This is a genomic window from Parathalassolituus penaei, assembly GCF_026626885.1.
GTDB lineage: Bacteria > Pseudomonadota > Gammaproteobacteria > Pseudomonadales > Oceanobacteraceae > Oceanobacter > Oceanobacter penaei.
This window is the reverse complement of sequence record NZ_JAPNOA010000055.1, coordinates 1-18238: the sequence shown is the minus strand read 5'-3', so window position 1 is coordinate 18238 and position 18238 is coordinate 1. Positions and strand designations below refer to the sequence as shown.

At 52.7% G+C, this 18238-nt stretch carries 13 protein-coding genes and 6 tRNA genes; 17 read left to right on the top strand and 2 right to left on the bottom strand.

The annotated features are described in order from the left end of the window. The first annotated feature begins 4 nt into the window (after positions 1-4). The 4 genes from OUO13_RS14570 to OUO13_RS14555 all read left to right on the top strand — a co-directional run bounded on the left by OUO13_RS14570 (position 5) and on the right by OUO13_RS14555 (position 5233). Complete coding sequence (locus OUO13_RS14570) at positions 5-1675, top strand: glutamine--tRNA ligase/YqeY domain fusion protein (RefSeq protein WP_283174627.1); 1671 nt, start codon at positions 5-7, stop codon at positions 1673-1675. Positions 1676-1681: 6 nt separating this feature from the next. Next, a complete protein-coding gene (gene cysS / locus OUO13_RS14565; RefSeq protein WP_283174626.1) occupies positions 1682-3055 on the top strand; it encodes a cysteine--tRNA ligase in 1374 nt (457 codons plus the stop codon). A gap of 221 nt (positions 3056-3276) precedes the next feature. After that, positions 3277-4539 (top strand): sensor histidine kinase, encoded by a 1263-nt coding sequence (locus OUO13_RS14560; RefSeq protein ID WP_283174625.1) that lies wholly within the window; start codon positions 3277-3279, stop codon positions 4537-4539. Beyond that, entirely contained in the window at positions 4532-5233 is a 702-nt protein-coding gene (locus OUO13_RS14555) for a response regulator transcription factor (RefSeq protein WP_283174624.1), read from the top strand. Before OUO13_RS14560 ends, OUO13_RS14555 begins: the two co-directional genes overlap by 8 nt. Positions 5234-5316: 83 nt before the next feature. On the opposite strand, the gene folD is transcribed toward OUO13_RS14555, so the two are convergent. Continuing rightward, positions 5317-6171 (bottom strand): bifunctional methylenetetrahydrofolate dehydrogenase/methenyltetrahydrofolate cyclohydrolase FolD, encoded by an 855-nt coding sequence (folD, locus tag OUO13_RS14550; RefSeq protein WP_283174623.1) that lies wholly within the window; start codon positions 6169-6171, stop codon positions 5317-5319. A gap of 456 nt (positions 6172-6627) precedes the next feature. Between folD and OUO13_RS14545 the strand changes: the two genes are divergently transcribed. From OUO13_RS14545 to OUO13_RS14490, 12 genes are all read left to right on the top strand, one after another. Next, positions 6628-6704: transfer RNA gene (locus OUO13_RS14545), tRNA-Pro, on the top strand. 23 nt (positions 6705-6727) lie between these two features. After that, positions 6728-6804: transfer RNA gene (locus OUO13_RS14540), tRNA-Arg, on the top strand. Between the two features lie 26 nt (positions 6805-6830). Further along, positions 6831-6906 (top strand) — tRNA-His (locus OUO13_RS14535). A 96-nt stretch (positions 6907-7002) separates the two neighbouring features. After that, a tRNA-Pro gene (locus tag OUO13_RS14530) sits at positions 7003-7079 on the top strand. A 23-nt stretch (positions 7080-7102) separates the two neighbouring features. After that, positions 7103-7179: transfer RNA gene (locus OUO13_RS14525), tRNA-Arg, on the top strand. A 23-nt stretch (positions 7180-7202) separates the two neighbouring features. After that, a tRNA-His gene (locus OUO13_RS14520) sits at positions 7203-7278 on the top strand. Between the two features lie 240 nt (positions 7279-7518). Further along, positions 7519-8835, top strand: a complete 1317-nt coding sequence (gene tig / locus OUO13_RS14515; protein ID WP_283174622.1) for a trigger factor — start codon at positions 7519-7521, stop codon at positions 8833-8835. A gap of 120 nt (positions 8836-8955) precedes the next feature. Then, entirely contained in the window at positions 8956-9585 is a 630-nt protein-coding gene (clpP, locus tag OUO13_RS14510; RefSeq protein ID WP_283174621.1) for an ATP-dependent Clp endopeptidase proteolytic subunit ClpP, read from the top strand. Between the two features lie 96 nt (positions 9586-9681). After that, positions 9682-10971, top strand: a complete 1290-nt coding sequence (gene clpX / locus OUO13_RS14505) for an ATP-dependent Clp protease ATP-binding subunit ClpX (protein WP_283174620.1) — start codon at positions 9682-9684, stop codon at positions 10969-10971. A 117-nt stretch (positions 10972-11088) separates the two neighbouring features. Further along, positions 11089-13479 (top strand): endopeptidase La, encoded by a 2391-nt coding sequence (gene lon, locus OUO13_RS14500; protein WP_283174619.1) that lies wholly within the window; start codon positions 11089-11091, stop codon positions 13477-13479. A gap of 116 nt (positions 13480-13595) precedes the next feature. Continuing rightward, a complete protein-coding gene (locus OUO13_RS14495; protein ID WP_283174618.1) occupies positions 13596-13868 on the top strand; it encodes an HU family DNA-binding protein in 273 nt (90 codons plus the stop codon). Positions 13869-14018: 150 nt separating this feature from the next. Then, positions 14019-15854 carry a SurA N-terminal domain-containing protein gene (locus tag OUO13_RS14490; protein WP_283174617.1) on the top strand — a complete coding sequence of 612 codons (1836 nt, stop codon included), beginning with the start codon at positions 14019-14021 and terminating at the stop codon, positions 15852-15854. Between the two features lie 145 nt (positions 15855-15999). Here the strand turns inward: OUO13_RS14490 and OUO13_RS14485 are convergent, their stop codons facing one another. Beyond that, positions 16000-17640: an electron transfer flavoprotein-ubiquinone oxidoreductase gene (locus OUO13_RS14485; RefSeq protein WP_283174616.1), complete on the bottom strand. Its 1641-nt coding sequence runs from the start codon at positions 17638-17640 to the stop codon at positions 16000-16002. A 344-nt stretch (positions 17641-17984) separates the two neighbouring features. Between OUO13_RS14485 and OUO13_RS14480 the strand changes: the two genes are divergently transcribed. Beyond that, on the top strand, positions 17985-18238 hold a 254-nt coding region (locus OUO13_RS14480; protein WP_428982347.1), incomplete at its 3' end, for an electron transfer flavoprotein subunit beta/FixA family protein.

The window sequence follows — 18238 nt, the reverse complement described above, 5'->3', positions numbered from 1 at the left end:
GTATATGACTGAAGCAACTGTCCGCGGCAATAACTTTATCGCCAAAATCATTGAAGACGATCTGGCCTCCGGCAAGATCAGCCGGGTAGTGACTCGCTTCCCGCCAGAGCCAAATGGTTACCTTCACGTAGGGCACGCGAAGTCCATCTGCCTGAACTTCGGTGTAGCAGAGCAGTTCGGTGGTGTATGCAACCTGCGTTTTGACGATACCAACCCTGAAAAGGAAAACCAGGAGTTTATTGATGCTATCCAGTCGGATGTTCAATGGCTGGGCTTCAAGTGGGATGGTGATGTTCGTTACGCTTCCAGCTACTTTGATGAGCTGTACCAGTGGGCTCTGCACCTGATTCGCGAAGGCAAGGCTTACGTGTGTGACCTGAGCCCTGAACAGGCCCGCGAATTCCGTGGCACCCTGACCGAAGCCGGTAAGGACAGCCCATTCCGCAATCGCTCCGTTGAAGAAAACCTGGCGCTGTTTGAAAAAATGCGTGCCGGTGAATTCGACGAGGGTGCCTGTGTGCTGCGCGCCAAAATCGACATGGCTTCCAGCAACATGAACCTGCGCGACCCGATCCTGTACCGTATCCGCAAGGCACATCACCACCAGACCGGTGACAAATGGTGCATCTACCCGACGTATGACTATACCCATGGTCAGTCGGACGCGCTGGAAGGCGTGACTCACTCCGTATGTACTCTGGAGTTTGAAGATCACAAGCCGTTGTATGAGTGGTTCCTGAGCAATCTGCCAGTGCCAGCGCAGCCAAAGCAATATGAATTCGGTCGTCTGAACCTCGACTACACCGTGACTTCCAAGCGCAAGCTGAAATCTCTGGTGGACAACAAAGTCGTGACTGGCTGGGATGACCCACGTATGCCAACCATTTCCGGCATGCGTCGTCGTGGCTTCACTCCGCGCTCCCTGCGTAACTTCTGTGACATGATTGGTGTAACCCGCAGCGACGGCATGGTTGACGTGGCGATGCTGGAACACGCCGTACGTGATGACCTGAACCACAATGCACCGCGTGGCATGTGTGTGATCAATCCACTGAAAGTAGTGATCGAGAATCTGCCAGAAGGCCATCTGGAATCCTTGAGTGCTGCCTACCACCACGAGCTGGATCTGGGCAGTCGTGATATTCCGTTCACCCGCGAAGTGTTCATCGATCAGGACGACTTCAAGGAAGAATACTCCAAGAAGTTCAAGAAGAAATTTGCTCCGGGCAAACGTATCCGTCTGCGTCATTCCTATGTAATTGAGGCGACTGGTTACGAAAAAGACGAAGCCGGTTCCGTCGTTCTGGTGCGCGCCAAACTGATTGAAAACACCCTGGGTGTTGATCCGGAAGATGGCGACAAGCCAAAAGGCGTTGTGCACTGGGTGTCTGCCGACAAGGCTGTGGCGGCTGAACTGCGTCTGTATCAGCGTCTGTTCAATCACGCGACTCCAGACAAGACTGATGGCGACTTCATGGGATACCTGAATCCGGAATCCCTGTCTGTTGTGCAAGGCCTGGTTGAGCCAGCCCTGGCGGCGGTTGCCCCTGAAACCCATTTCCAGTTTGAGCGCGAAGGTTACTTCGTCTCTGACCGTTTTGATCACACGGCTGACAAGCCGGTCTTCAACCTGACCATTGGTCTGCGCGAAGACAAAGAACTCAGTAAGGACTGATATTTCATGACGCTTTCCATTTACAACAGCCTTACCCGTCAAAAGGAAGTCTTTGTTCCCCTGGTGCCTGGCAAGGTTGGCATGTACGTATGCGGCATGACCGTGTACGACTTCTGTCACCTGGGCCATGCGCGGGTGATGGTGGCGTTTGATGTGATCGCCCGTTACCTGCGCCATCGTGGGTACGAAGTGAATTACATCCGCAATATCACCGACATCGACGACAAGATCATCAAACGTGCCAAGGAAAACGGTGAGCCGTTTGATGCCCTGACCGAGCGTTTTATTGCTGAAATGCACAAGGACGCCGAGCTGCTGGGTATCGAGGCGCCAAACGCCGAGCCACGTGCTACCGCCCACATTGATGGCATCGTCAGCCTGACTGAAACCCTGATCAACAAGGGTTTTGCTTATGCCGCCAGCAATGGTGATGTGTATTATTCGGTTCGCAAGTTTGAAGGCTACGGCAAGCTGTCTGGCAAGATTCTGGATGAGCTGGAAGCCGGTGCTCGTGTTGAGGTTGAAGAACTGAAACAGGACCCGCTGGACTTCGTGCTCTGGAAAGCAGCCAAGCCGGAAGAGCCGCATTGGGATTCGCCGTGGGGCATTGGTCGTCCAGGCTGGCACATCGAGTGCTCTGCCATGTCGACCTGCTGCCTGGGCAATACTTTCGATATTCACGGTGGCGGTCCGGACCTCAAGTTCCCACACCATGAAAACGAGATTGCCCAGTCCGAAGCGGCGACTGGACAGCGTTACGTAAACACCTGGATGCACGCTGGCGCAGTGCGTGTTGATGGCGAAAAGATGTCCAAGTCTCTGGGCAACTTCTTTACCATTCGCGAGATTCTGGATAAGTACCCAGCGGAAGTTGTGCGCTTCCTGCTGCTGTCCAGCCAGTACCGCAGCGCGATTAACTACAGCGAAGACAGCCTGAAAGAAGCCCAGACCAAACTGGATCGCTTCTATAACACTCTGGCTGGCATCGAAGTGGGAGAGGTCAAGGATCTGGCCAACGAGTATTCCGAGCGCTTCCATGCCTCTATGGATGACGACTTCAATACTCCGGAAGCAATCGCAGTGCTGTTCGAGCTGGCGCGTGCTATTAACAAAACCAGTGGTGAAGAACAGGCGGCTCTGGCCGGTCAGCTGAAGTTCCTGGGTTCTGTTCTGGGATGCTTGCAGTCTGATCCTCAATCATTCCTGCAGGGTGGTGCGGATGAAGACGAAGCTGCATGGGTTGAATCCATGATCGTCAAACGTGCCGATGCAAAAAAAGCCAAAGACTTCAAAACCGCCGATGCGGTTCGTGACGAGCTGCTGGCCAAGGGTATTGTGTTACGCGACAGTCCTGAGGGTACCACCTGGTCCCGTCAGTAACTGATAGTCAAAAAGGCCGCTAACGGAAACGTTAGCGGCCTTTTTTATTGGGTTTTGAAAAGTATTGGGCCATTTTTGAAATAAAGATGGGCAGCCACAGCGGAATAGGGGGGGAAATTCTGCTGACAACTCCAAGGTAGTGAGGGCATGGCACCTTTGGTGGGTAGCGTTGCCATTCGAAAAGATCGACTATCCGTTGATTGCTTGCAACGGAGTTTTGTATGCGTCATTTTGTTTTTTCTGCTCTGGTAGTGGTGTCGCTGCTGGCGGCCTTTCTGAGCGAGATATGCCCTCCATTAACACAGCCCTTGTCTCTTGACGCTGTGTATCGACAACAACTGACTGGTCTGGAGCCAATGGTTGAGTCGGTTAATGCCACTGACGATGCCGCGTTTTACCTGCGTAATCTGGTATATCAGGGCGATGGTGTCGAGTTTGCGGGTATGTGGGATGGCGACGCACGCATATTTCCGTCTGCTTCCGGTATGACCACATGGGCTGAGTCCAGTTTATTGGCTGAGTTGCTCCCGGTAATGAATGCCATTCGAATGGATGCCTCATTGAACTGGCAGCGCTTGTATCTGAGCACTGGGCCGGCCTGGGTTAATTGCAGTCCGATTCCAAATGAGTTGGTCGTGTGTCTGGCCTTCTCTGAACGCTGGTTGGCTGCCAATAACATCGATATTCCTGCAAACGAGTATGTCGGGTTTCCTTTTACGACTGCTTTGGTCCTGGTCAGCCTGCTGGCGGCGCTTGCTGTTCTCATGGTTTTGCTGCTGCGAGTTCGGCTGCGTTGGTTGTGTGAACGTATTGATGAAGTTTTGCACGATTTACGTATGCCGCTTGCCAATATTGGCCTTTATCTGGCGTTGTTGCGGCGACATTCGGAACAGGTGTCGCCACATCTGGATGTTCTCGAAAGCGAACAGCAGCGGGCGTCGTTGATGACGGGGAGTGCGTTGGAACTCTCAAACTTTCGGAGTTTTGGTTATACCGTTGTCTTTGACTTTAACAAGAAACCACATCTTGAGTGCTCTGTCATTCAGGCCCATCTGAAATCCAAAATTGCCACCTGGAAACCTGCTCTTGAAAACGCTGGTATCCAGGTCGTCACCGATATTTCCCGAATGGCTCCATGCAGCGTCTGTGGGAGTGTCAGTGGCTTGTCGCGAGTGCTGGATAATTTGATGGATAACGCTTGCAGGTATTCGCCGAGAGGGCGCGTGCACATCTGGCTGGTCACCGATGCCAACAAGCTGGAGTTGCGCTGGATGTCTGAAGCTGTGTCGAATCACAAGTCGACACCCATGCGTTGGCAATCGGGCATTGGTTTGCGTTCATGCTTGTGGCAAATGCGACTGAACGGATGGCGCTGCCAGCAAACATTCGACGGCCGGTTTTATCGGCTTGTTGTTGCGATGCCGATGGCGTCTACGAAAACACAGCGACGTTCGGTCGCTACAGGAGGCGACTGTCATGTATAGCCTGTTGTTGGTCGAGGACGACCCAGCGTTGCGAGCTGGTCTGGAAATGCTCCTGACGGAAGAGGGATATGCCTGTTTGACGTGCGCGTCAGTAGAAGAAGCGGAAAACATTCTGATTCATCAGATGCCGGACCTTTGTGTCCTTGATCGGCAGTTGCCAGGTGCCAGCGGTGACGCTCTTTGCAAACGGTTGCGCAAGATGCATCCGGTTATGCCAATCCTGATGCTGTCTGCGCGCAGTCGTGGCAAGGACAAGCTGGATGGGCTGAAAGCAGGCGCAGACGACTATATGACCAAGCCGTTTGATGTGGAGGAGTTGATTGCCAGAATAGCGGTCATGCGCAGGCGATTGCCGTATCTGCAGCACGAAGTGGCACCAGCCGGCTTCCTGTTTGGGAATCGTCGGATTGATCCTCTGCGCTTGCAAGTGTTGTTTCCGGACGGGGAGTCGCAGTTGATCAGCGTCAGAGATTTACATCTCTTGGAGCTCTTATGGCAGCGGGCAGGTTTGGCAGTAACCCGGGATGAACTCTATAACCGCGGTTGGGGTCATGCCCATCTCCCCAATAGTCGAGCACTCGATCAGTATATGGTGGGGTTGCGTGCTCGCTTGCGTGACACGGCCGACTCAAAAGAAGCGCTGATTATCAGTGTGCGTGGGGTGGGGTACCGCTACACGGGTAGCAAAAGCTGACGGTTGTTCGGTTTGCAATGCCCCGGTTGCTCAAAACAAAAAAGCCCGATCAATGATCGGGCTTTTTGATGCGTGCTCTGAACTCAGGAATGCAGTTCTTCGCAGGCAAACAGGGTGTTTTCCAGCAGTTTGGCGCGAGTCATTGGGCCAACGCCACCAGGAACCGGAGTGATAAAACCAGCGCGCTCGGCGGCGGTGTCGAAATCAATATCACCAACCAGCTTGCCTTCGGCGCCGCGGTTAATACCCACGTCAATAACCAGTGCACCTGGCTTGATCCATTCGCTGTTGACGATGCCAGGTTTGCCTACTGCCACAACCAGCAAATCAGCCTCGCCAACGTGGTGTTGCAGATTGGCAGTAAAGCGGTGGCAAGTAGTAACGGTGCAGCCGCGCAGCAACAGTTCGAGGCTCATTGGACGGCCAACGATATTGGAAGCACCAACGACAACGGCGTGCATGCCTTTGATATCCACGCCAGTGGCATCCAGCAGATCAATAACACCTGCAGGGGTGCAAGGGCGCAGCATTGGAATGCGCTGAGCCAGGCGACCCATGTTGAACGGATGGAAGCCATCAACGTCTTTCTTCGGGTCGATGCGCTCCAGAATTTCGGAAGAGCTCAATCCGGCTGGCAGTGGCAGCTGAACCAGAATGCCGTCAACAGTAGCGTCCTGGTTCAGTTCTTCGATCAGATCCAGCAATTCCTGCTGTGTGGTAGTTTCTGGCAAATCATATGCCTTGCTGATAATGCCGACCTGCTCGCAGTCGCGACGCTTGTGCGCCACATATACCTGGGATGCCGGGTCTGTACCCACCAGGATGACGGCGAGGCCAGGGGCGCGAAGACCTTTTTCCAGGCGTGCATCCACGCGGGTGCGAATTTCTTCGCGAATGGCCTTGGCCTTGGCGTTGCCGTCAATCAGCTTTGCAGTCATGTAAGTAGGAACCTGTCAAAAATCATCAAAGGCCGCAATTTTCGCATGCGTTTGCAACTATGCAAAGAGCGCGGGCGGTAATCGTCACATTCAGGAGTGTAGTGGATACTGTTCTCACTGCATCCCGAGAGATAAAGCACCATAAAACGATAATGTTGCAGTCGTGGGTGGTGTGGCTTCAGGTGGCGGTAGTGGATTTTGCTCTTTGAGAAAAATTTGAGCAGGTTCCTCTTTATCATTTCTACGTAATAAGCGGGGAGGCCTGGCCCTGTTGTGTATCACCGGCTTTTACACTGCGGATTTTCATGCAATATCCGTTGCAACTGTTTGTTTTATAACCAAAAACATGAAATTTAAGGTTTTTTGGATTTTTTTGAAAAAAGTCGTTGACGACCCGGTAATGCATCCGTAATATGCGCATCACTTGCTCGGGGCAGCTCAGCAAGTTGCAAGAAACGGGGTATAGCGCAGTCTGGTAGCGCGCCTGGTTTGGGACCAGGATGTCGGGAGTTCGAATCTCTCTACCCCGACCACTCTCTTCGGATGGTGGCTCCATGCGCCCGTAGCTCAACAGGATAGAGCATCGGCCTTCTAAGCCGAGGGTTGCAGGTTCAAGCCCTGCCGGGTGCGCCAGTTTTGGTGCAGTCAGCAGCGATGTGGTGGCCGTAGCTCAGTTGGTAGAGTCCAGGATTGTGATTCCTGTTGTCGTGGGTTCGAACCCCATCGGCCACCCCACTTTAAACCTCGCTTACAGCGCGTGTGGGATTTGATCGCAAAAGCGATCTTGCAGTAAAGTTTCAACCTGCTCAGTTTTCTGATCAGGCGTAAAAACGGGGTATAGCGCAGTCTGGTAGCGCGCCTGGTTTGGGACCAGGATGTCGGGAGTTCGAATCTCTCTACCCCGACCACTTCCTTCGGATAGTGGCTTCATGCGCCCGTAGCTCAATCGGATAGAGCATCGGCCTTCTAAGCCGAGGGTTGCAGGTTCAAGCCCTGCCGGGTGCGCCATAGGCGTAACCAGCAGCGATGTGGTGGCCGTAGCTCAGTTGGTAGAGTCCAGGATTGTGATTCCTGTTGTCGTGGGTTCGAACCCCATCGGCCACCCCACTTTAAACCTCGCTAGATGCATGAATAAAATGGCCTGACGAAAGTCGGGTTTTTCCGTTTCTGGTTCCCGCAAAATCCTCCTCCGCTTTTATTCTCGATACTTCTTTATGGCGTGATTGATCGCAGTTATCGGTCATTTATTCACGTTCGCCATTGGGCTATAATCCGCGGCTTTCCAAATTGACGTCCGACCAAGGTTGGCCGGCATGATCTGTAATACACTGAATCTGAGAGGCATCTATGCAAGTGTCCATCGCGACTACCTCTGGTCTTGAACGTTGTATGACCATTGGCGTCCCTGCTGCTGAAGTAGAACAAAAAGTAACAGCAGAGCTGAAGAAACTGGCCCGTGGCCGCCGCATCGACGGTTTCCGTCCAGGCAAGGTTCCTCCAGCAGTGATCAAGCGCCTGTTCGGCAAACAGGCTCGCTACGAAGCCATCTATCAGCAAATGCAACAGTCCTTCTTCGCCGCTGTTCAGGAGAACAACGTGAAGCTGGCTGGTATGCCTTACTTCGAACCAACTGTGGACGAAGATGGCAAGGATCTGGAATTCAAGGCTACTTACGAAGTTTACCCGGAAGTAACTCTGGGTGATTTCGCAGCTCTGCAAGTTGAACAGAAAACCGCTCAGGTTTCTGACGATGACGTAGAGAAGATGGTTGATACCCTGCGCAAGCAGAGCACTCGCTGGAGCGAGTCTTCTGAAGCAGCAGCTTCTGGCGACCGCGTAGTAATCGACTTTGAAGGTTTCATTGACGGTTCTGCATTCGAAGGTGGCAAAGCCAACGCTTACACTCTGGTGCTGGGCTCCAACTCCATGATTCCAGGCTTCGAAGATGGTCTGGTTGGCGCTGCTGCCGGTTCTGAAGTGACTTTGGACGTTACCTTCCCAGAGGGTTACCACAAGGAAGAGCTGAAAGGCAAACCAGCCCAGTTCAAGGTAAAAGTAAGCAAGGTTGAGAAGGGCGAGCTGCCAGTAATGGACTCCGAATTCTTCAAGTCCTTCGGTGTTGAGTCTTCTACTGAAGAAGAATTTCGCGCTGAAATCCGTTCCAACATGGAGCGTGAACTGAAGCGTGCTCTGCGCACCCTGACCAAGAACCAGGTTATCGAAGGCCTGAAAGCTGCCAACCCGATCGAAGTTCCAGCTGCCCTGATCAATCAGGAAGTTGATCGTCTGCGTCGCCAGGCTGTTCAGCAATTCGGTGGCGGTCAGCAATTTGACTTTAACCAGCTGCCAGCTGAAATCTTCAAGCCACAAGCTGAAAGCCGCGTCGTGGTTGGCCTGCTGATGAGCACTGCCATCGAAGCTGCTGACATGAAGCCGTCCGAAGAAAAAGTAAGCGAACTGATTGAAGAAATCGCCGCTACTTATCAGGAGCCGGAAGAAGTTCGCAACTACTACCTGAACAACGCTCAACAGAAGTCCCAGATCGAAGCTCTGGCTCTGGAAGAGCAACTGGTAGAGAAAATTCTGGCTGCGGCAGCCGTTACTGTGGTTGAAAGCAGCTATGAAGATGTCATTCGAGCTGCCAATGCTAACCAGTCTGCCTGATTGCTTGAGTGAAAGAGCCTGACAGACCGTCTGCCAATAGCTAGACTTGATAACAGTCACTTGGTACAAGTGACTGTTATTATAACTGTTGGTTGAATTGGATTAGTTGGGGACAAACGAATGAGCAATCACATCACTCACGGGGTAGATCAAAATCTGGTCAACGCCCTGATTCCGATGGTTGTGGAGCAAACTGCACGCGGTGAGCGCTCCTACGACATTTATTCTCGTCTGCTGAAAGAGCGGGTTATTTTCCTGGTAGGTCCTGTGGAAGATCACATGGCTAACCTGGTGGTTGCCCAGTTGCTGTTCCTGGAATCCGAAAATCCGGACAAAGACATCCACCTGTACATCAACTCTCCGGGCGGCTCCGTATCAGCCGGTCTGTCGATCTATGACACCATGCAGTTCATCAAACCAGATGTGAGCACCATGGTGATTGGTCAGGCGTGCAGTATGGGTGCGTTCCTGTTGGCCGCCGGTGCCAAAGGCAAGCGCTACAGCGTGCCTAACTCCCGCATCATGATTCACCAACCGAGTGGCGGTGCGCAGGGTCAGGCTACCGACATCCAGATCCAGGCAGCCAACATTCAGCACACCAAAGAGCGCCTGAACCGCATTATGGCGGAACACACTGGCCAGAGTTACGACCGTATTGCAGCCGATACCGAGCGTGACAACTTCATGACTGCAGCCGCTGCTCTTGAGTACGGATTGATCGACAAGGTCCTGACCCATCGCGGCCAGTAATAATTTCGACCTGAAGTGCATCTGCGGGCTTGAAACCTGTCCCGCAGGCACCTATATATTGAAGCTTGAAGCTATGTTCCAGAATGAGGCAGTCGAATGACCGACGATACTAAAGGCAAGGGCGAAGACGGCGGTAAGCTGCTGTACTGTTCCTTCTGCGGAAAAAGTCAGCATGAAGTTCGCAAGCTGATTGCCGGGCCTTCGGTGTTCATCTGCGATGAGTGTGTCGATTTGTGTAACGACATCATTCGTGAAGAAGTGCAGGAAGCAGACACCAAGGGCAAGTCCGACAAGTTGCCAACTCCCCGGGAAATCAAACAGACCCTGGATGAATACGTTATCGGTCAGGACAAAGCCAAGATTGTCCTCGCGGTGGCGGTGTACAACCATTACAAACGTCTGCGTTATGGCGATCGCAAGTCTGCTGACGTCGAGTTGTCCAAAAGCAACATCTTGCTGATTGGCCCAACCGGTAGTGGCAAAACCCTGCTGGCCGAGACCATGGCGCGACTGCTGAACGTACCATTCACCATCGCTGATGCCACCACACTGACCGAGGCCGGTTATGTAGGCGAAGACGTTGAAAATATTATCCAGAAGCTGCTGCAGAAGTGTGACTATGATGTGGAACGTGCCCAGCGCGGTATCGTTTACATCGACGAAATCGACAAGATTTCTCGCAAGTCTGACAACCCGTCTATCACCCGTGATGTGTCGGGCGAAGGCGTGCAGCAGGCTCTGCTGAAACTGATCGAAGGCACTGTGGCTTCTGTTCCGCCACAGGGTGGTCGCAAGCATCCTCAGCAAGAATTTCTGCAAGTGGATACTTCAAACATCCTGTTTATCTGTGGTGGTGCTTTTGCCGGTCTGGATCAAATTATTCGCGATCGTTCCGAGCGCAGTAGTATTGGTTTCTCGGCCACTGTAAAAGGTAAAGAAGATCAGAAGTCGATCGGGCAGGCCCTGAAAGAAGTGGAGCCGGTTGACCTGGTGAAATTCGGTCTGATTCCGGAATTCATCGGTCGTCTGCCAGTGCTTGCTACTCTGGAAGAGCTGGACAAGGATGCCCTGATCCGCATCCTGACGGAACCTAAAAACTCTCTGGTTCGCCAGTTCCAGACACTCTTCGAAATGGAAGATGTTGAACTGGAAGTTCGCGATGCGGCACTGGAAGCCATTGCCACTTGTGCAATGGAGCGTAAGACTGGCGCGCGTGGTCTGCGTTCGATTCTGGAAGCTGCACTGCTGGAGACCATGTATATGGTTCCATCGGAAGATCACGTCACCAAAGTGGTGATTGAAGAAAATGTGATCACTGGTGGCGCTGAGCCGATCATCATTTACGATGGCGCTGACATGGCGAAGGCTTCATCAAGTTCCGAGTGAACCTGATAGCTAACAGACCAAAGGAGCCAATGGCTCCTTTTCCTTCCTCTGTTCCTTGTTTTTCCGGGCATCCGCCCCCAATCTGAGAACAGAGCTTTGTACCAGAGTGCTGATCTGATGAATCAAGAAGTCCTTCCCCTGTTACCGCTACGCGATGTAGTGGTATTCCCTGCGATGGTGATCCCTCTGTTTGTTGGTCGTGAAAAATCGATCAATGCGCTTGAAGAAGCTATGGCAGGTGAAAAACGCATCATGCTGGTTGCCCAGAAAGATGCCTCTCATGATTCCCCGGGTATCGATGATCTGCATCCGGTAGGTACCGTCGCTACTATTCTGCAGCTGTTGCGCTTGCCGGATGGCACCGTCAAGGTGCTGGTAGAAGGTGAGGCTCGCGCCTACCTGGACCAGCTGATTGACGAAGAAGAAATGTTCCACGGTGATGTTCGTATTGCTGCCAGTGAAGAGCTGACCGAGCGTGAAAACGAAGCACTGATTCGCTCTCTGACCGGGCACTTTGAACAGTATGTTCAGCTGTCCAAGAAGGTTCCGAGCGAAGTGCTGGCCAGCATTTCTGGCATCGAAGACATTACTCGTCTGACGGATACTATTGCCGCCCATATCTCCCTGAAACTGGAGGAGAAGCAAAACGTTCTTGAGATGTTTGATCCACGCGATCGCGTTGAACATCTTATGGAGCTGATGGAGTCCGAAATGGATCTGCTGAAGGTCGAGAAGCGTATTCGCGGCCGTGTCAAAAAGCAGATGGAGAAGAGTCAGCGCGAGTACTACCTGAACGAACAGATGAAGGCCATCCAGAAAGAGCTGGGTGAGCTTGAAGAAGGTGGCAATGAATTTGATGAGCTGACCCAGAAGATCGAAACAGTTGGCCTGACGGCCGAAGCTCGAGAGAAAGCCGAAGCAGAGCTGCGCAAGCTGCGTATGATGTCGCCGATGTCGGCAGAAGCATCCGTGGTGCGCGGATACCTCGATTGGCTGCTGAACCTGCCATGGAAGAAGCGTACTCGCCTGAATCACGATCTGGCTCGTGCGCGTGAGATTCTGGATGCGGATCACTTCGGTCTTGAGGAAGTGAAAGAACGTATCCTTGAGTACCTCGCCGTACAAAACCGCGTGAAGAAAGTGAAAGGCGCTGTGCTGTGTCTGGTAGGGCCGCCAGGGGTTGGTAAAACCTCTCTGGGCAAATCCATTGCCCGCGCTACCAATCGCCAGTTCACTCGTATGGCGTTGGGTGGTGTTCGTGATGAGGCTGAGATCCGTGGTCACCGTCGCACCTATATTGGCTCCATGCCAGGCAAGCTGGTTCAGCGCATGACCAAGGTCGGCGTTCGTAACCCACTGTTCCTGCTGGATGAAATAGACAAGATGGGTATGGATCACCGTGGTGATCCGGCGTCGGCGCTGTTGGAAGTTCTGGATCCGGAACAAAACAGCACTTTTGCTGATCACTATCTGGAAGTTGATTACGACCTGTCCGATATCATGTTCGTGTGTACATCAAACAGCATGAACATTCCAGGTCCGCTGCTGGATCGTATGGAGATCATACGGATTCCGGGTTACACCGAAGACGAGAAGGTCAGCATCGCTCAGCGTTATTTGCTGCCAAAACAGATCAAACAGAATGGTCTGAAAGATGGTGAGATCAAGGTTTCCGAAGATCGCCTGCGTGAAATCATTCGCCTGTACACCCGTGAAGCGGGGGTGCGTAGCCTTGAGCGTGAAGTGGCCAAGTTGTGTCGTCGAGTGGTGAAAGCCAACATGCTGGATGGCACAACTGCAACCCGGGAAATCACTTCCGGATTGCTGGAAGATTACCTTGGTGTGCCTCGCTTCCGTTATGGACTGGCGGGTGTGAAAAATGAAATTGGACAAGTGACTGGTCTGGCCTGGACCTCGGTTGGTGGTGAGCTACTGACGCTGGAAGCTGCCGCTACGCCTGGTAAGGGTCGTATTATCAAAACCGGTTCTCTTGGTGACGTTATGCAGGAATCCATCCAGGCCGCTCTGACAGTCGTCAGAAGTCGTGCTGAAGGCATGGGTGTTCCAGTGGATTTCTTTGACAAGAAAGATATTCACGTCCACGTTCCGGAGGGCGCAACTCCAAAAGACGGCCCAAGTGCCGGTATTGGTATGGCAACTGCTCTGGCATCCGTTATGACTGGTATTCCGGTCAAGGCGGAAGTGGCAATGACTGGCGAAATCACTTTGCGTGGTAAAGTGTTGGCTATTGGTGGTCTGAAAGAAAAACTTCTGGCTGCTCACCGTGGTGGTATCAAGACTGTGATTATTCCGCGGGAAAACGAAAAGGATTTGCGCGATATTCCTGCGAATATCAAACAGGACCTTACTGTTATTCCTGTAGACTGGATTGACGAAGTTCTGGATCTGGCTCTTGAGTCTACTCCGGAAGCGGCTGTAGCTCCCGTGATTCCTACGGATGACACGGGAAACGTGAAGGATGAAACTAGTCGACCTAACACCCACTGAGTCGGCTTGACGCTGTATAGCCCAGTTGGTATAAATCGACGCTCTTGAATTTCCTGTAGCGATCGCCCAGTCGCATAACAAGAATTTAATATTGCGCACAGAGTGAGGGGATAAGTGTGAACAAGTCTGAGTTAATCGACGCAATCGCAGCTTCTGCTGATATTCCGAAAGCAGCTGCTGGTCGCGCGCTGGATGCGATGATTGAAAGCATCGGCAATGCGTTAAAAGAGGGTGATCAGGTTGCTCTGGTCGGATTTGGTACTTTCCTGGTGAAAGAGCGCGCTGAGCGCACTGGTCGCAATCCGCAGACCGGCAACCCAATCCAGATCAAGGCCGCCAAAGTTCCTGGCTTCAAGCCAGGCAAAGCGCTGAAAGACGCCGTTCAGTAAGCACACCATCGGAATGACCGCTCAGGTGGTTCATTTCGCCAGGAATCGGAATCAGGTGCTGGCCCGATTGGTACCTGATCGGTTCATGTAAAAAGAGCGCATCCTGGATGCGCTTTTTTTATGTTGAAGTAGCGTTAGAGTGGAGGAAGCATGCTTCAGACAATGCGCGACAATGCCCAGGGTATCGTCGCCAAGTTCATCGTATTTTTTATCATTTTCGTATTTGCCCTCTGGGGTGTCGAAAGCATCGTAAACCTTGGCAGTGGCTCCGAACCGCTGGCTCAGGTTGGCGGGCAGGAAATTACGGAAGTGGAAGTTCAGCGTGCCGTTGAACAACAGAAGGCAACACTGCGTCGCCAGTTTGGCGAACAGTTTGATGAAAGCCTGTTTAATGATGGTGTGCTGCGTCAGAGCGCTATCGAACAGCTGATTCAACGTAAAGTGCAGCTGGTCAAGGCTCATGAGATGGGCTTGTATGCTTCTCCAGCACAGATCGACGAAGCCATCGTAACCATCCCGGCATTCCAGCTGGATGGCAATTTCAACAAGGAACAGTTCCGCAGCATTCTGGCCATGAACGGCTGGACTCCGCTGACATTCCGCGAAAACCTCTCTCAGGACATCATTGTTAACCAGCTGAATGCCGCTGTGGTACAGACCACTATTGCCGCTCCTTATCAGGTGCGTCTGAATGCGATGCTGGACGGTGAGATGCGTACTGTATCCTGGGTTCAGCTGAACGCTCGTGATCTGACCAATGGCATCACGCTGAGTGATGATGAAGTTCAGGCCAGCTACGAAGCTACCAAGAATCTGTACCAAACTCCTGAAACCGTTTCTATCCGTTATGTAGGCTTCAACCGCAAGGATGTTGCCGCCAAGATGGAGGTGACCGAAGACGAGCTGAAACAGGCGTACAACGACTACCTGACCCAGCTGAAAGATAAAGAGCAGCGTAACGCCAGTCACATCCTGATCGAAGTGAATGACAAGCGTGATGATGCGGCTGCTCAGGCGCTGGCTGCTGATATCGAAAAACGCATTGCTGGCGGTGAAGACTTTGCCAAGCTGGCGACTGAGTTCTCCGATGATATCGGCACTCGTAACCAGGGTGGTGAGCTGGGCTTCGCGGCTCGCGGTGCTTATGTAGAAGCTTTCGATAACGTACTGTTCGGTATGGAAGAAGGTACTGTGTCTGAGCCGGTGAAAACCGAGTTCGGTTACCACATCATCAAGCTGATGGGTGTAAAAGCTGCCGATGCCGCATCTCTGGATGACAAGCGTGAAGAGCTGAGCGCGTGGATTCGCGACGAGAAAGCCCAGCAGCACATTGCTGAGCAAACTCAGGAGCTGACCAACATTGCCTTCTCTGCTTCTGGTGTCAACGATATCGCTGACGCACTTGGTCTGAAAGCAGAAGTCAGCGCGCCTTTTACTCGTGATGCGGGTGAAGGTATTGCGGCTGATGCCAAGGTTCGTGAAGAAGCCTTCGCTGATAACGTGCTGCTGGATCACGAAACCAGTCAGGTAGTTGAAACCGACAGTGGTGTTTACGTATTTGCGGTTGAAGAACACAAAGAAGCTGAAGTTCAGCCATTGGCTGAGGTTCGCAACCGTGTTGAAACTCGCCTGAAGCGTGAAAAAGCTCTGGAGCTGGCGCATCAGCGTGCTGATGCCATTGTGAAAGGTTCTGGTGATGCGCCTGAATGGAAATCGGTTTCTGTGAACTTCCGTCAGAGCAGTGATCTGCCACGTGAAGCTCAGGCGCGTGCTTTTGCTATGGCAAAAGGCGCTGTTGAAGCGGTTGACGTAAACGGTGGTGTGGCGGTTGTGCGTGTTGATGCGGTTCAGGTTCCAGAAATGGCTGACCTGACTGCAAGCGATGATGGCAAGATGTCACAGCTGAGTCGTATCAGCCGTCAGGGAATGATCAGCTTCCGCAAGTGGGCTGAAGCCAATACCGAGATCAAGCGCCCAGGCGCCTGATAACGTGTGGCAATAAAAAAACCGGCCTTGGCCGGTTTTTTTATGTCTGCCAATTCTGCTGCGTGTAGGCGACAGCTGACAGAAACAACAAACAGACATAAACAACAAGGCCGGGATAATCCCGGCCTTGTTGTTGGTGCAAGTCTTACATGTTTGGATAGTTCGGGCCGCCGCCGCCTTCTGGAGTTACCCAGGTAATGTTCTGCAGAGGGTCCTTGATGTCGCAGGTCTTGCAGTGCACGCAGTTCTGAGAGTTGATCTGGAAGCGCTTGCCGGCTTCGTCTTCAACTACTTCGTACACGCCTGCCGGGCAGTAACGCTGCGCTGGCTCGTTCCACTTCTTGAGGTTGATCTCCAGTGGAATGGAGCTGTCAGCCAGCTTCAGGTGGCATGGCTGGTCTTCAGCGTGGTTCACGTTGGCGATAAACACTGAGTCCAGTTTACTGAAGCTGAGCTTGCCATCCGGTTTCGGATAGTTGATCGGGGTGCATTCAGCCGCAGGTTTCAGCATTTCATGATCAGGGTGGGTGTCGTGCAGGGTAACCGGCAACGCCATGATGTTCTGATCAATAAAGTTGAAAGCGCCACCGCCGAAGGTGCCGAATTTGTGCATGGCCGGGCCGAAGTTACGGCTGCGGTGCAGTTCTTTCCAGGCCCATGACGCTTCAAAGTTGCCTGCGAACTCAGTCAGCTCGTCATTGCCACGACCTGCGGTCAGGGCCGGAATCAGGCTGTCGGCAGCCACCATGCCACTCTTCATGGCCGTGTGAACGCCCTTGATCTTGGCAAAGTTCAGGGTGCCAGCATCGCAGCCGATCAGCAGACCGCCCGGGAAGGTCATTTTAGGCAAGCAGTTCAGGCCGCCTTTGGTAATGGCACGCGCACCGTAAGAAACACGATTGCCACCTTCCAGGTATTGCTTCACCAGCGGATGGTGTTTCATGCGCTGGAATTCATCAAACGGGCTGACGTGCGGGTTGGAGTAGGAGAGGTCGGTGATCAGCCCCACCAGCACCTGGTTGTTCTCGGCGTGGTACAGGAAGAAACCGCCTGATGAGCCAGACTCTGACAGAGGCCAGCCTGCGCCGTGCATAACCAGACCTTCCTTGTGTTTGGAAGGATCGATATCCCACAGTTCCTTGATGCCAATGCCATAGTGCTGAGGATCACGGCCTGCGTCGAGGTTGAATTCCTTGATCAGCTTTTTGCCCAGATGGCCACGGCAGCCTTCGCCGAACAGGGTGTAACGGGCACGCAGTTCCATACCTGGAGTGTAGGTGTCTTTTTCTTCGCCTTCAGCGCTGATACCCATATCACCAGTAATGATGCCCTTAACAACACCTTCTTCTATAATAACGTCCGCAGCCGGGAAGCCAGGGTAGATTTCAACACCCAGCGCTTCGGCTTGCTCGCCCAGCCAACGGCAAAGGTTGCCAACGGAGACAATGTAGTTGCCATCGTTGTGCATCGGCTTTGGAATCAGGAAGCCAGGAGTTTTGACAGAAGCGGTGTCACTGGTCAGGAAGTACACTTCATCAGAAGTCACTTCAGTATTCAGTGGTGCGCCCATGTTCTTCCAGTCCGGGAACAACTCATTCAGGGCGCGGGGTTCAATCACTGCACCCGACAGAATGTGTGCGCCGATTTCAGAGCCTTTTTCAACCAGGCAAACTGAAACTTCAGTACCGGCTGCTTCTGCAGCCTGCTTGATACGGCAGGCAGCGGCCAACCCTGACGGGCCGGCACCAACGATGACGACGTCGTACTCCATCACATCACGTTGCATGTGAATCTCTCCTCTATTTATTAATAAGGCGGGAGTGAGAAACTGTGTGGCAGGGCAATCATTGCCTGCCGTGTCTAATCCGGGCGTGCCTGTGCAAGGGCCATAACGGGATATGGCGGGCGCCACCTTCGGTGGAAAGGCGGCATTATACGGTCGTCGTGGGCTCAGGCAACCTGCGGCCTGAAGAATACTGCCATTTTGGAAACAAAGAAAAGCCACTATTGACGCTAAAGTAAAAGATCAGAATAATCTGACCGTTACACATGCCCCGAATGACGATGTTTCATCACGTCTCCTGTGGTTGGCGGGCTTTTTGAATCAACCCTATACAAACAGAGGAATCTATGAAGGTTCTCGTCGCTGTAAAACGCGTGATCGACTACAACGTCAAGGTGCGCGTAAAGGCCGATAACACTGATGTTGATCTGAGCAACGTCAAGATGGCCATGAACCCATTCTGTGAAATCGCCGTCGAAGAAGCCGTACGCCTGAAAGAAAAAGGCATCGCGTCTGAAATCGTGGTGGTTTCCATCGGTCCTAAAACCGCTCAGGAACAGATTCGTACCGCCCTCGCCCTGGGCGCTGATCGCGGCATCCT